The following is a 13,938-nucleotide window of genomic DNA, read 5'->3' on the forward strand; positions in this document are numbered from 1 at the left end:
CGGCGCCGGCGGGGCGACCCTCAGTGCCGGGGACCGTACATGATCACGCCCACGCCCAGCAGGCAGATCACCGCCCCGATCAGGTCGAAGCGGCTGGGCCGGTAGCCGTCCGCCACCACGCCCCAGGCCAGCGAACCGGCCACGAAGACCCCGCCGTACGCGGCGAGCACCCGGCCGAAGTGGCTGTCCGGCTGGAGCGTGGCCACGAAGCCGTAGGCGCCCAGCGCCACGATCCCGGCCCCGATCCAGGCCCAGCCCCGGTGTTCGCGCACCCCCTGCCAGACCAGCCACGCGCCGCCGATCTCCAGGATCGCGGCGAGGACGAAGAGCAGGGCGGAACGCAGCACGGTCATGGGCCGGGATTTTACGGCCCGCGCGGCTACCGCTTGCCGTCACCGAGCAGCTGGGCCACCGCCGCCGACAGCTCGGCCGCCACCGCCGCCGGATCGCGCAGGCCCGCGCCGACCATCGCACCGTCGCGCAACAGCATCAGGGTGGCCGCCAGCCGTTCCGGCTCGGCCAGGCCCTCGGCCTCGAAGAGGCCCAGGAAGAGGGCGCGCAGCCAGGCCCGGTGCTCGGTGATGGCCCGGGAGACGGGGTGCTCGGGGTCGGGGTACTCGGCGGCGGCGTTGATGAAGGGGCAGCCCCGGTAGGTGGCGCCGCACATCTCCTCACCGAGCCGGACCACCAGCAGTTCCACGGCCTGGACGGCGGTCAGCCCCGGCATCTTCGCGGCGGCCTCGGCGCGGATCCGGCCGTCCCACGCCTGGATGTAGGCGCGGACCAGCTCGTCCTTGCCGGGGAAGTGCCGGTAGAAGGTGGCCCGGGTGACGTCCGCCTCGGTGACGATCCGGTCCACGCCGACCGCGCGGATCCCCTCGGCGTAGAAGAGCCGGGTCGCGGTGTCGAGGAGGCGCTGTCGGGCGGGGGAAGGTGTACGCACGCCCCCGACCGTACTACTATCCCGCATTGGTAGAACGAACGTTCTACCTCCTCTTCGCGCGAAGGGTTTCCCATGGCCAAGTCCCCCGAGGTCGGCACCCCCGCCCCCGACTTCACCCTCCCCGGCCTGCACCTCACCGGAACCACCGCCGAGCGGCGTGACTACCGCCTCGCCGAGACCAAGGGCGGCCCGCTGGTCCTGGTCTTCTACCCGGGCGACGACACCGCCGTCTGCACCAAGCAGCTCTGCTCCTACACCTCGGACCTGGAGCGCTTCAAGGGCCTGGGCGCCACCGTCTGGGGCATCAGCCCGCAGGACCTGGACAGCCACGAGTCCTTCGCCCGCAAGCACCGCCTCGGCTTCCCGCTGCTCGCCGACACCGACCGCGCGGTCGCCAAGGCCTTCGGCATCGCCGTGCCCGGCCTGGGCCTGCGCCGTTCGGTCTTCATCCTGGACACGGACGGCATCATCCGCTGGAAGCACGTCGCCCTGGCCGGCCTGACCTTCCAGCACAGCGACACCCTCACCGAGCAGCTCGCCGCTCTGTGAGGGTGCGCCGGCCGGCCCGCGGTCAGTGACCCCGGGCGATCCACTCCTCGAGCTGCGGGGCCTCGTCGCCGATCGTGGTGGTCGGGCCGTGGCCGGTGTGCACCACCGTCTCCGGGGGCAGCGTCAGCAGCCGCTCCCGGATGGAGTCGATGATGGTCGGGAAGTCGGAGAACGAGCGCCCGGTCGCCCCCGGACCGCCCTGGAAGAGCGTGTCGCCGGTGAACACCGCGCCCAGCGCGGGCACATAGACGCTCACGCCGCCGGGGCTGTGCCCGGGGGTGTGGCGGATGTGCAGGTAGAGGCCGCCGACCGTGATCCGCTGACCGTCCGTCAGCTCCTCGTCCGGGTGGTCGCCGGGGTGGACCTGCTTCCACAGCGGCAGGTCGGCCGGGTGCAGCAGGATCGGCGCGCCGGTGATCGCCGCCAGCGCGGGCGCGGCGTTCACGTGGTCGTTGTGCGCGTGGGTGCAGATGATCGCCAGCACCCGCCGGTCGCCGACCTTCGCGGCGATCGCCTCGGCGTCGTGCGCCGGGTCGATCACCACGGCGTCCCGGTCGTTGGCGATGATCCAGACGTTGTTCTCCACCTCCCAGCTGCCGCCGTCCAGTTCGAAGGTGCCGGCGGTGACGAGGTGCTCGATCTCGGGCTCGGGGGGCAGCATGTGCATCAGAACACCACCACCGAGCGCAGCACGTCGCCGCCCTGCATCCGGGCGAAGGCCTGCTCGACCTCGTCCAGTCCGATCGTCTCGGTGACGAAGGCGTCCAGGTCCAGGCGCCCCTGCAGGTAGAGGTCGATCAGCATCGGGAAGTCCCGCGAGGGCAGGCAGTCGCCGTACCAGGAGGACTTCAGCGCGCCGCCCCGGCCGAAGACGTCCAGCAGCGGCAGTTCCAGCTTCATCTCCGGCGTCGGCACCCCGACCAGCACCACGGTGCCGGCCAGGTCCCGGGCGTAGAACGCCTGGCGGTAGGTCTCGGGGCGGCCGACCGCCTCGATCACCACGTCCGCGCCATGACCGTCGGTCAGCGCGCGCACCGCCTCGACCACATCAGCGCCGCCCGAGGCGTCCACCAGGTGGGTGGCGCCCAGGCCGCGGGCCCGCTCCAGCTTCCGCTGGTCCAGGTCGACCGCGATGATCTTCGATGCACCGGCCAGCCGGGCGCCCAGCACGGCCGCGTTGCCGACCCCGCCGCAGCCGATCACCGCGACGCTGTCGCCACGGCTCACCCCGCCGGTGTTGATCGCGGCACCCAGCCCGGCCATCACGCCGCAGCCCAGCAGCCCGGCCGCGGCCGGCGAGGCCGCCGGGTCGACCTTGGTGCACTGCCCGGCGGCGACCAGCGTCTTCTCGGCGAAGGCGCCGATGCCCAGCGCGGGCGACAGCTCCGTGCCCTCAAGCAGCGTCATCTTCTGCTTCGCGTTGTGGGTGGCGAAGCAGTACTGCGGCCGGCCCCGCCGGCAGGCCCGGCACTGGCCGCAGACCGCGCGCCAGTTGAGGATCACGAAGTCACCGGGCGCCACCTCGGTGACCCCGGCGCCCACGCTCTCCACCACGCCGGCCGCCTCGTGCCCGAGCAGGAACGGGAACTCGTCGTTGATCCCGCCCTCCCGGTAGTGCAGGTCGGTGTGGCAGACCCCGCAGGCCTGCACCTTGACCACCGCCTCGCCAGGTCCGGGATCGGGCACGACGATCGTCGCCACCTCGACCGCTTCGCCCTTGCCCCGGGCGATGACGCCCCTGACCTGCTGTGACATCCGGTCTACCCTTTCGCAGCGCAGCCGAGAAGCCGAACGGCCCCTCGGGAGAGCATTCTCTCCCGAGGGGCCACCCGCGACGCCCATCCGTCAGTCGGCGCCGAACCGATCAGGGCCTACCAGCCCCAGCCGCCGCCCTCGCCGTCGTCGTCCGAGTCGCTGTCCCAGCCCTCTCCGACGGTCCGCACGATGGTGTAGTGGTCGATCTGCTGCCCGGTCTCGGTCAGCGCGGTGACCTTCATCGAGGACTTCTGACCCAGGTGCGCCGGGGTCACGTCGACCTTGATGAAGGAGTAGCCGAGGTAGCGCACCCGCGACCACTCGACCGTCTCGTCGACCTTGGTCTGGCCCTTGGCGTTGTAGAAGGTCTGGATCGAGTCGACCTCCTGCTCGTGCCCCTCGTAGCTCTGCGGCGCGCCGAAGGAGTAGAGGCTGCGGCCGGCCGCGCCCGCGGTCACGTAGACCACGCCGTCCTTCTCGGGGTCCAGGGTGGCGCCGCTCGGGATCGCCTTGGAGACCTTGTTGCCGAGGATCGCGTCGGTGCGCTCGTACACGTGGTTGTGGCCGTTGATCACCAGGTCGACCCGGTACTTCTCGAAGATCGGCACCCAGGCCTCGCGGACGCCGCCCTCGGAGGCGTGCGCGACGGTGGTGGAGAAGGCGCAGTGGTGGAAGAAGACCACCACGAAGTCGATCGTCTCGTCGTTGCGGAAGTCCTTGATCGTGCGCTCCAGCCAGCTGGTCTGGCGACCCGCCGTCAGACCCAGGTTGGCCGGGATCTCGTAGCTGACGTCGTTGGCGTCCAGCGAGATGACACCGACGTTGCTGTAGCGGAACGCGTAGACGCCGGGGGCCTTGCGCGGGTCCGGGCCGTTCGAAGGCAGGTACCAGCGGGCGTCCTCGCCGCCGTAGCCGTTGTGCGAGTACCAGGCCTCCATGTCGTGGTTGCCGTAGGCGACCATCCACGGGATCTTCGAGGAGATCGGCTCGGTCTGCACCAGGAACGAGTCCCAGGTCCGGGGGTTGAAGTCGACCTTGTCGGGGTCGGTGCCGGTGCCGTCCGGGTCGGCGTAGCAGATGTCGCCCGCGTGCAGGTGGAACTTGGGGTTCTGGGCCAGGATCACGTGGTCGTTGTTGGCCGCGTGGGTGCTGACGCCCTGGTCGCCGAAGGCCGTGAAGGTGAACGGCTCGTAGACCTTGCCCCAGCGGTTGTCGCGCGAGGCGGCGGTGTGGAAGCTGCCGAGGGTGGAGATGGCCTGCTGGGCGGCCGGGTCGAAGCCCTGGTGGCCGACGCCGTAGTAGTACGTGGTGTCGGCGTCCAGGTCCTCCAGCGCCACGTGCAGGTAGTACTGGTCCACCGGGCTCTGGCCGGGCACCAGCGCCGGGGTGTGCAGCGAGCGCAGCTCGGCCTCGACCTTGTGGCTCAGGTCCCACGGGGTCCTGCCGTAGCGCAGGAAGGGCTTCTTGACCGGGACCGGGACCTGCCAGGAGATCCGGAACTCGGAGTCCGGCTCGGCGCCGAACTGCAGGTGGCGGCCGACCGGGATGACCTGCGAGCCGTCGACGGCCGAGGCGGCGGCGTCGGTCACCAGGGTCGGGGTGGCCTTCGGCGCGGCGTAGGCGCTGCCGGTGCTGAGCGCTCCGCCGACCGCCAGGGCGCCGACCGTGATCGCGCTGGACCGCAGGACCCGGCGGCGGGAGAGCCGGCTCCGCAGGTAGTCGTGCTGCTCGGCCATGCTCATACGGGCGGCGAGTCGCTCGGGCACGCCCATGTTCGGGATATCCGTCTCCATGGCCGGGACTTTGCCAGCAGTGGCTGTCCGGCGCCAGACCGCCTGGTGAACAGGCCCTGTCGAGTCGATGGCCGCCGCTGCCCTCGCGTTGCCACCAGGCCTTCCTGACGGTGGGTCAGCCATCGCGCCGGGAGATTCACCGGGGCCCGGAGCGCCTCCCGGGAATCTCCACATCACGAGGACCCGCGACACACTTGACGACTAGCGGCCAACGACCGCGGAAGCCTTGCCCGGTCCCCCGGCCTCATCTTGACTCGCCCTCATCAGCCGTCACCGACGAGAGGCACCGTCATGCCCACAGACTCCGAGCGCCCGGGCTCCGAGCGCAGCGCAGCGGCCGGGAACCCCTCGGCGGCCGCGAACCGAGCGCCGGTGGCGAACCGCCGCGGCGTGATCCGCACGCTGCTGGCCGGCAGCGCGGTCGCGGCCGTGGCCGGCTCGGCCGCGCTCGGCGCCTCGGCCGCCGCCCAGGCGGACCCCAGCACCCCCGCCGCCACCGACCCGTTCGCGCTGGAGCAGCGGCCGGCCGGTCAGGTCCGCGAGTACTGGGTCCAGGCGGAGTCCTTCGAGCACAACCCCGTCGCCAACGGCTACGACGGCATGATGGGCACCCGGTTCGAGGCCGCCCAGACCACCTTCTGGGCGATCGGCTACCGCGCCTACACCCCCAACTGGGGCACTCCGCTGCCCGCCGACACCAGCCCGCAGGGCATCGGCGAGAACAGCGGCATACCCGGCCCCGTCCTGCGCGCGCAGGTCGGCGACACCCTGGTGATCCACTTCCGCAACAACGACGAGCACTACCAGTGGCCGCACAGCATGCACCCGCACGGCGTGCTCTACGACCGGAACAACGACGGCGGCTGGCTGGCCGACGCGCCCACCGTCCCGGGTACCGCCGTCCCGTTCGGCGGCAGCTACACCTACACCTGGAAGGCGCTGCCCAGCTCGGTCGGCACCTGGCCCTACCACGACCACTCGGTGCCGCAGACCCTCGCGGCCCCCGGCTCCGCGCCCACCTCGGGCGGCATGTCGATGGGCAGCAACCTGGTGATGGAGCTCGGCGCGGAACTCGGCCTGCTCGGCATCATCGCGGTGACGGACAAGCACACCCCGCCGGTGGACCGGGAGTTCGTGCTGATGATGCACGACGCCTGGCAGAACGACATCCCCTCGCTCGCCCAGAACCTCAACATGTTCAACGGCGGGGCCTTCCTGGACAACACCCCGACCTACACCGCCAAGCGCGGTGACCGGGTGCGCTGGCGGATCGCCACGCTCGGCTCCGCCTTCCACGTCTTCCACCTGCACGGCCACCGCTGGCTGCGCAACGGCCAGTACGTGGACTCCGAGACGATCGGCCCCGCCACCACGCTGACGGTGGAGTACACCGAGGACAACCCCGGCGACTGGATCTACCACTGCCACGTGGCCGACCACATGAGCGGCGGCATGGTCGGCCGCTACCGCGCCTCCTGACACCTTCCCGGCACCAGCTCGGGTCGGGTGGCGGCTGCCACCGCCGCCCGACCCGCCCGACCCGTCAGGCCGTCGCCGCCGCCGCCGCCGCACGACCCGCCACCCGGCCGCTGAACAGGCAGCCGCCCAGGAAGGTCCCCTCCAGCGAGCGGTAGCCGTGCACCCCGCCGCCGCCGAACCCGGCCACCTCGCCGGCCGCGTAGACGCCGTCCAGCACCGTGCCGTCGGCCCGCAGCACCCGGGCGGACAGGTCGGTCTCCAGGCCGCCGAGCGACTTGCGGGTGAGCACGTGCAGCCGCACCGCGATCAGCGGGCCCGCCTTGGGGTCCAGCAGCCGGTGCGGACTCGCGGTGCGGACCAGCTTGTCGCCCAGGTACCGGCGGGCGCCGTGGACCGCGGTCACCTGCAGGTCCTTGCTGAACGGGTTGGCGATCTCGCGGTCGCGCGCCTCGATCTCGCGGCGCAGCGCGGCCTCCTCGACGAGCTCCTCGCCCGCCTTGCGGTTCATTCCGCGCACCAGCTCCGCCAGCCCGTCGGCGACCACGAAGTCCGCCCCGTAGCGCTTGAACGCCTCCACCGGACCGGGCGCGCCGGGCAGCGCGCGGCCGAGCACCTGGCGCAGGCTGCGGCCCGTCAGGTCCGGGTTCTGCTCGGAGCCGGAGAGTGCGAACTCCTTCTCGATGATCTTCTGGGTGAGCACGAACCAGGTGTGGTCGTAGCCGGTGCCCCTGATGTGCTCCAGCGTGCCGAGCGTGTCGAAGCCCGGGAAGAGCGGGACGGGCAGCCGGTTGCCGCGCGCGTCCAGCCAGAGCGAGGAGGGGCCGGGCAGGATCCGGATGCCGTGCCGGGCCCAGATCGGGTTCCAGTTCTCGATGCCCTCGGTGTAGTGCCACATCCGGTCGCCGTTGATCAGATGGCCGCCGGCCGCGCCCGCCACCTGCTGCATCAGGCCGTCGACATGCGCGGGCACCCCGCTGAGCAGGCGCGCGGGCGGCGCGCCCAGCCGGGCCGGCCAGGCCTTGCGGACCAGCTCGTGGTTGCCGCCGATGCCGCCGGAGGCGACCACCACGGCCTGTGCGCGCAGCTCGAACTGCCCGGCCACCTCGCGCGAACTGGCCACCCCGCGCTCGACTCCGCTCGGCACCAGCAGCTCGCCGCGCACCGTGTCGGTGACACCCGCGGTCGCGGCCAACTCGGTGACCCGGTGCCGGAACAGGGTGCGGACCAGGCCCTTGGCCGCTGCGGTGCGCACCCGGCGGGCGAACGGCTCGACCAGTCCGGGCCCGGTGCCCCAGGTGATGTGGAAGCGCGGCACCGAGTTGCCGGGCCCGCTGGCCAGCAGCCCGCCGCGCTCGGCCCAGCCGACCACCGGGAAGAACCGCACCCCCTGCGCGTGCAGCCAGGCGCGCTTCTCGCCGGCGGCGAAGTCCAGGTAGGCCCTGGCCCACTGGCGCGGCCAGTGGTCCTCGGACCGGTCGAAGCCCGCCGTGCCGAGCCAGTCCTGCCAGGCGAGTTCGTAGGAGTCGCGGATCCGCATCCGGCGCTGTTCGGGCGAGTCGACCAGGAAGAGGCCGCCGAAGGACCAGTGCGCCTGGCCGCCGAGCGAGGCGGCCGGCTCCTGGTCGAGCAGGATCACCGTGCGTCCCGCGTCGGCGAGTTCGGCGGTGGCGGCCAGGCCCGCCAGGCCCGCTCCGATCACGATGACGTCGGCGTCCAGTGCCATCGGCGGACTCCTCCAGACTCGGGCGCGCTGCGCGGAAACCCCGATCCTGCGGCCTGCGTCCCGGTGCGTCAACCGGGGCCGGGCAGCGCCGCCCGGAACACCCGGGAATTCCGCCGCTTCGAATTTCGCTCCACCGCGACGCGAAATTCACCCGGGAATTGCACTCGCCGAATTCAGCGACACATTCAGTAGACGCGCACGAAACCTGACGGTAACTTACTTGGCAGTAGCAGCCGCGGCAGTGCGCACTAATTCCCCACCCACCCCCAGTTTCTCTCCCCCAGGAGGAACCATGCTCAGCCCTGCCCGGAAACTCCTCGGCGGCCTGGCCCTGGCGGCCACCCTGGTCGGCCTGTCAGCGAACTCCGCCGTCGCCGACACCAATCCGTACAGCTCCTATGTCGCGCTCGGCGATTCGTACGCGGCCGGTGCCGGCGTACCCGGTCAATCGGACGGCCTCTGCCTGCGTTCCGACCACAACTACGGCCACCTGGTGGCCGCCGCCCTGGGCACCGGCTCCTACACCGACGTGACCTGCTCGGCCGCCAAGATCAAGGACCTCACCGGCTCGCAGACGGACCTCGGCATCACGGTCAACGGTCCGCAGCTGAACGCCGTCTCGGCCGGCACCAAGCTGGTCACCCTCGGCATCGGCGGCAACGACCTGGGCACCTCGGACCTGGGCATCGCCGACGTGATCGCCACCTGCATCGGCGGCGCGGTGGTCAACCCGACCGGCACCCCGTGCAAGGACGTCTACGAGGACGGCCACTGGGCCTGGGACTGGAACACGCTCAGCTTCACCTGGCAGTACGGCGAGGACACCCTGGTCGACCGGATCAACGGCGCCGCGCCCCAACTCGCGAGCGTGCTGCAGCAGATCCACGCCAAGGCCCCCGGCGCCAAGGTGCTGCTGGTCGGCTACCCGTCGGTGCTGCCGGCCGACGCCTCGACCTGCGCGGGCCGCCAGCCGGTCACCGTCGGCGACGTGGCCTACCTGCACGGCGTCCTGGCCCAGCTGAACACCATGCTGGCCACCACCGCCGCCGCCAACGGCGCCACCTACGTGGACACCGAGACCCCGACCGAGGGGCACGATGTCTGCTCGAACGACCGCTGGATCGAGGGCGCGCTGCCCTCCTCCCCCGCCGTTCCGTTCCACCCGAACGCCACCGGCGAGCAGGTGATGGCGAACGCGGTGCTGGCGGCGCTGCGCTGACGCGACGCCGGCTGGACGCGCCGTGGGGGTGGCCCGGGTCCCGGGCCACCCCCACGGCCGTGGTCCCGGGGTCACTTCGCCTCCGGCGCCGCCCGGTCCGCGATCGGCGCCGACCACTTCTCCTCCACCCGGCCGAACTTCCAGAAGGCCAGCGCGCCGGCCCAGGTGATGACGAAGAGCCCGACGATCGCGAAGCCCACGTTGTTCAGGTCCAGCGAGGCGATCCAGCCGATCGGGCCGCCGGTGATGCCGTACCGGTCGGCCAGCAGCCCGACCAGCTCGATCACCCCGATCACCAGCGCGACCAGCACCGACAGGCCGGTCACCGTGAGGTTGTAGTAGATCTTGCGGACCGGCTTCGAAAAGGCCCACTCGTAGGCGAAGTTCATGAACGAGCCGTCGATGGTGTCCAGCAGGCTCATCCCGGCCGCGAACAGCACCGGCAGCACCAGCAGCGCGTACCAGGGCAGCGAGAAGGCCGCCGCGCCACCGGCCAGCACCAGCAGCGAGACCTCGGTGGCGGTGTCGAAGCCGAGGCCGAACAGCACCCCGACCGGGTACATGTGCCAGGACTTGGTGACAGCCCTGGTGACCCGGCCCAGGATCCGGTTCATGAAGCCGCGCTTGTCCAACTGCTGCTCCAGCTCCGCCTCGTCGAACTCGCCGCCGCGCATCTTCCGGAAGACCCGCAGGATCCCGTTGAAGGCGCCCAGGTTGATCAGGCCGATCAGCAGCAGGAAGGCGCCCGAGACGCTGGTGCCGATCAGGTTGGTGGTGCGGTGCAGCTGCGAGTCGTCGGCCTCGACCGAGGAGGCCAGCGAGCGGACGCCGAAGGCCAGCAGCGCGCAGAGGCCGAAGACGATCGAGGAGTGGCCGAGCGAGAACCAGAAGCCGACCGAGAGCGGCCGCTTGCCCTGGCCCATCAGCTTGCGGGTGGTGTTGTCGATGGCGGCGATGTGGTCGGCGTCGAAGGCGTGCCGCATGCCCAGGGTGTAGGCGGTCAGGCCGATCCCGGCGCCGAAGGCCTGGTTGCCGATCGAGTAGTGCCTGGGGGCGATCACCGCCAGCAGCGTGAACCAGCCGACCACGTGCAGCGCCAGGACGAAGCCGCCCATCCCGGCCAGCCGGACCCACTCCTCGCGGGTGAGACGGGCGGTCCAGCGGGGCCGGGCGGCAGGAGCCGGTGCGCTGCTCATGGGCGGCGACCTCTTTCGGGGGGTGCGGAGCGACAGAACTCGGACATCCTTCCTCCCCTCCCTGCGCAGTTGCAAATAATGTGCAACTAGCTCCGATACATGAACACGATTACTGCCGGTTCAACACTTTTGTCCGCTTTCTCCTCTATGGTCGGTGCATGCGACACCCCGTCAGCTACCCGCACCACGTCACCCGCGTTGACCTGCGGATCCCGGTGGCCGAGGGCGTCGAGCTGCACGCCCGGATCTGGCGTCCCGTCACCGAGCAGCCGGTGCCCGCGCTGCTCGAGTACCTGCCGTCCCGGCTCGGCGACGCCACCGCCGAGCGCGACGCCGAACGCCACCCCTGGTACGCGGGCCACGGCTACGCGAGCGTGCGGGTCGATGCGCGCGGGCACGGCAACTCCGACGGCCTGCCCGGCGAGGAGTACGGCGCCCAGGAGTTGGCCGACGGCCTGGCGGTGCTCGGCTGGCTGGCCGGCCAGCCCTGGTGCACCGGGCGGCTCGGCCTGATCGGGATCGGCCGGGCCGGCGGCACCGCGCTGCGGCTGGCCGCGCTGGCCCCCGAGCCGCTGCGCGCGGTGGTCACCGTCGGCGCCAGCGACGACCGCTACGACAACGACGCGCACTACTTCGGCGGCTCGCTGCTCGGCCCCGCCGGCCACGCCCGGACCGCCGCGCTGCTCGCCTTCGCCGCGCGCCCGCCGGACCCCAAGTACGTCGGCGAGCACTGGCGGCCCCGCTGGCTGGAGCGGCTGGCCGCGATCGAGCCCGCCCTCTTCCCCTGGCTGGCCCACCAGAGCCGCGACGACTACTGGCGCCGGGCCGGCGTCGAGGAGCGCTACGGCGCGATCAGGGCCGCCGTGCTGGCGGTGGGCGGCTGGGCGGATCCGTCCCGGGACACCGTGCTGCGGCTGGTCGAGCGGCTGGACGCGCCGGTGCGCGGGCTGATCGGCCCCTGGGCCCGCCAGTACCCGGACCGCGCGCAGCTGCCCGGCCCGCCGATCAGCTTCCTCCAGGAGACGCTGCGCTGGTGGGACCAGTGGCTGAAGGAGACCGACACCGGGATCATGGCCGAGCCCGCGCTGCGCTGCTGGCTGGGCGAGCCGGGCGGCGCCGGGCGCTGGGTCGGCGACGACCAGTGGCCCTCCGACGACGTCCGGGAGATCCACTACGGCCTGGCCGACACGCTGCGCACCGCCGGCACCCCCGAGGGCGAGCGCTTCGTGCCGGTCCGCTCCCCGCAGCACACCGGGGTCGACGCCGGGAGTCACGTCCCGCTGGGCAGCGCCGCCGACCTGCCGCCCGACCAGCGCGAGGAGGACGGCCGCTCGGTCTGCTTCGACAGCTCCCCGCTCGCCGAACGGCTGGAACTGCTCGGGCGCCCGGGAGTTCGGCTGCGGGTGCGCTGCGCCGAGCCGCGCGGGCAGGTGGTCGCCCGGCTCTGCGCGGTGGCACCCGACGGGGCGTCCACCCTGATCACCCGGGGCGCGCTCAACCTCGCGGCCCGGCACGGGCGGGAGGTGGCGGTGCCCTGGGAGCCGGGCGCGGTGGCCGAGGTGGAGTTCGAGCTGCTCTCCACCGGCTTCGCCGTGCCGCCGGGCCACCGGCTGCGGCTGGCGCTCTCCTCCGCCTACTGGCCGTGGCTCTGGCCGCAGCCGCAGCACCAGGGCTTCACCGTCGACCCCGGCCCCAGCGTGCTGACCCTGCCGGTGCGCCACCTGGCCGCCGACGTGGGCCGGGCGCCGATCGCCTTCGCCGAGCCCGAGCAGGCCGAGGCACTGGCCGTGCGGCACGGGACGGCCGCCGAGCCGCGTCCCGAGCGGCTGGTCGTGCACGACCCGGCGGCCGGCGAGTGGCGCCTGGAGCTGGCCCCGCGCACCGGCGGCTCGGACAGCCACCCCGACGGCCTGGCCAGCACCGAGCAGGCCTCGGTCAGCTGCCGGATCCGCGCCGAGGACCCGCTCAGCGCCACCACGCACGCCGAGTGGACGATCCGCCTGGAGCGGCCCGAGCACGGCTGGGACGTCACCGTCCGGACCAGCTCCGAACTCGGCTGCGACGCCGAGGCGTTCACGGCGCGCAGCCGGCTCACCGCCTGGGAGGGCGGCGCGGTGCTCTTCGAGCGGGACTGGGAGCGGCGCATCCCGCGCACCGCGGGGTGAGCGCCGCCGGTTACGGGACGGGGTAGGAGTCCGGCGGCACCGCGTCGGTCTGCGCGTTGCCGCCGACGCTGGCCGACAGGGTGAGCGTGTAGGTCTGGTAGGTGGTGGCGGTGGTGGTGAAGTCGGCGGTGTCCTGGAACTTGGTGAACGCGCAGTTCTCGGTGAACTTCTTGGTCGAGTCGTCCCAGTCGGTGCCGCCGGTGAAGTAGATGGCGTAGCTGCCGTCCTCGATGCCGGACACCTTCGCGCTCTGGCCCTTGCCCACGTAGAAGGAGTAGGCCGACTGGCCGTCCTTGGTCAGGGTCAGCACCGCGTCCGTCGAGCCGGCGCTGTTGTCCACCGTCAGCACGCCGCTGCCGTCGTCGTGGCCCTCGCGCACCCAGGCGCCGTTGTTCAGCGCGCGCTGCTGCGGCTGCGGCAGCTGCGGGAGGCTGAAGGTGCTGGTGTAGCCGGCGGTGGACAGCGTCTGCAGCGCGCTGACCGTGTCCTTGAGGCCCTGGGACTGGCCGGTCTCGGCGAGCGCCGAGGAGGTGGCGCAGACCTTGCTGGTGCTGATGTCGGTCTGCACGTCGCCGAGGTCGGTGGCCAGGTCGCCGAGCGCCACGTAGAGCTGGCGGTGCGCGTCGGCGACGGCGGACGGCGCGTCGGCACCCTGCAGCCCCTGCGCGCCGGCGCTCGCGGCCTGCTGGGCGCCGGCCAGCGCGGTGTTCAGGTCGTCCAGGCTGCCCGCCTGGGTGAGCTGGCCGAGCGCGGTGCTGAGCGGCGCGATGTAGGACTCCAGCGCCAGCCCGTACGGGACGGTGGTGGGGCTCGGGCTGCTGCTCGGCAGCGGTCCCATCGAGCCGTCCGGCACCGGGCCGGCGTCCTGGCCCGGGTAGCGGGCCGAGCTGCAGGCCGTGGCCAGCAGCAGCGCACCGGCCAACACCGCCGTCCGCCGCAGCGGGTGGCGGGTTGCGCCGCGGCCCGCGGTGCTGATGGTGCGTGATGATCCGGGCAAGGTGAAGCCCCCCAGTTAAGGCTCGCGTAAGCGTGCGCGCACAGCGTCCCAAAATCCTGCTGACCAGGTCAATGGTCCGCACACGGCTGGTGAAAGCCCGCACACGAAGGGTAGCCAGC

Annotated in this window: 12 protein-coding genes; 4 read left to right on the forward strand and 8 right to left on the reverse strand. The window is 72.3% G+C overall.

Features of this window, described 5'->3' with window-relative positions:
* Positions 1–20: 20 nt before the first annotated feature.
* Together OG403_RS09370 and OG403_RS09375 are read right to left on the reverse strand one after the other, a co-directional pair.
* Positions 21–353, reverse strand: a complete 333-nt coding sequence (locus OG403_RS09370; protein WP_329563083.1) for a YnfA family protein — start codon at positions 351–353, stop codon at positions 21–23.
* A gap of 26 nt (positions 354–379) precedes the next feature.
* On the reverse strand, positions 380–943 hold the full coding sequence (locus OG403_RS09375) for a TetR/AcrR family transcriptional regulator (protein ID WP_329563085.1): 564 nt from the start codon (positions 941–943) through the stop codon (positions 380–382).
* 72 nt (positions 944–1,015) lie between these two features.
* On the opposite strand from OG403_RS09375, the gene OG403_RS09380 reads away from it, so the two are divergent.
* Positions 1,016–1,492, forward strand: a complete 477-nt coding sequence (locus OG403_RS09380; RefSeq protein ID WP_329563088.1) for a peroxiredoxin — start codon at positions 1,016–1,018, stop codon at positions 1,490–1,492.
* A gap of 22 nt (positions 1,493–1,514) precedes the next feature.
* On the opposite strand, the gene OG403_RS09385 is transcribed toward OG403_RS09380, so the two are convergent.
* From OG403_RS09385 to OG403_RS09395, 3 genes are all read right to left on the reverse strand, one after another.
* Positions 1,515–2,159: an MBL fold metallo-hydrolase gene (locus OG403_RS09385; protein ID WP_329563090.1), complete on the reverse strand. Its 645-nt coding sequence runs from the start codon at positions 2,157–2,159 to the stop codon at positions 1,515–1,517.
* Positions 2,159–3,247: an S-(hydroxymethyl)mycothiol dehydrogenase gene (locus OG403_RS09390; RefSeq protein WP_329563092.1), complete on the reverse strand. Its 1,089-nt coding sequence runs from the start codon at positions 3,245–3,247 to the stop codon at positions 2,159–2,161. Before OG403_RS09390 ends, OG403_RS09385 begins: the two co-directional genes overlap by 1 nt.
* A gap of 116 nt (positions 3,248–3,363) precedes the next feature.
* Positions 3,364–5,040: a purple acid phosphatase family protein gene (locus OG403_RS09395; protein WP_329563093.1), complete on the reverse strand. Its 1,677-nt coding sequence runs from the start codon at positions 5,038–5,040 to the stop codon at positions 3,364–3,366.
* A 291-nt stretch (positions 5,041–5,331) separates the two neighbouring features.
* Here OG403_RS09395 and OG403_RS09400 point away from each other — a divergent pair, with 291 nt between their 5' ends.
* Positions 5,332–6,519: a multicopper oxidase domain-containing protein gene (locus OG403_RS09400; protein WP_329563094.1), complete on the forward strand. Its 1,188-nt coding sequence runs from the start codon at positions 5,332–5,334 to the stop codon at positions 6,517–6,519.
* A gap of 64 nt (positions 6,520–6,583) precedes the next feature.
* Here the strand turns inward: OG403_RS09400 and OG403_RS09405 are convergent, their stop codons facing one another.
* Complete coding sequence (locus OG403_RS09405; RefSeq protein WP_329563095.1) at positions 6,584–8,242, reverse strand: FAD-binding dehydrogenase; 1,659 nt, start codon at positions 8,240–8,242, stop codon at positions 6,584–6,586.
* A gap of 292 nt (positions 8,243–8,534) precedes the next feature.
* On the opposite strand from OG403_RS09405, the gene OG403_RS09410 reads away from it, so the two are divergent.
* Positions 8,535–9,461 carry an SGNH/GDSL hydrolase family protein gene (locus OG403_RS09410; RefSeq protein WP_329563097.1) on the forward strand — a complete coding sequence of 309 codons (927 nt, stop codon included), beginning with the start codon at positions 8,535–8,537 and terminating at the stop codon, positions 9,459–9,461.
* A 71-nt stretch (positions 9,462–9,532) separates the two neighbouring features.
* Here the strand turns inward: OG403_RS09410 and OG403_RS09415 are convergent, their stop codons facing one another.
* Positions 9,533–10,657, reverse strand: coding sequence for a HoxN/HupN/NixA family nickel/cobalt transporter (locus OG403_RS09415; protein ID WP_329563098.1), 1,125 nt, complete (start codon positions 10,655–10,657; stop codon positions 9,533–9,535).
* Between the two features lie 158 nt (positions 10,658–10,815).
* Between OG403_RS09415 and OG403_RS09420 the strand changes: the two genes are divergently transcribed.
* Positions 10,816–12,822, forward strand: coding sequence for a CocE/NonD family hydrolase (locus OG403_RS09420; protein ID WP_329563099.1), 2,007 nt, complete (start codon positions 10,816–10,818; stop codon positions 12,820–12,822).
* A 10-nt stretch (positions 12,823–12,832) separates the two neighbouring features.
* On the opposite strand, the gene OG403_RS09425 is transcribed toward OG403_RS09420, so the two are convergent.
* Positions 12,833–13,819 carry a hypothetical protein gene (locus OG403_RS09425; protein WP_329563101.1) on the reverse strand — a complete coding sequence of 329 codons (987 nt, stop codon included), beginning with the start codon at positions 13,817–13,819 and terminating at the stop codon, positions 12,833–12,835.
* Between the last annotated feature and the right edge of the window lie 119 nt (positions 13,820–13,938).

Source organism: Kitasatospora sp. NBC_01266 (assembly GCF_036242395.1).
GTDB lineage: Bacteria > Actinomycetota > Actinomycetes > Streptomycetales > Streptomycetaceae > Kitasatospora.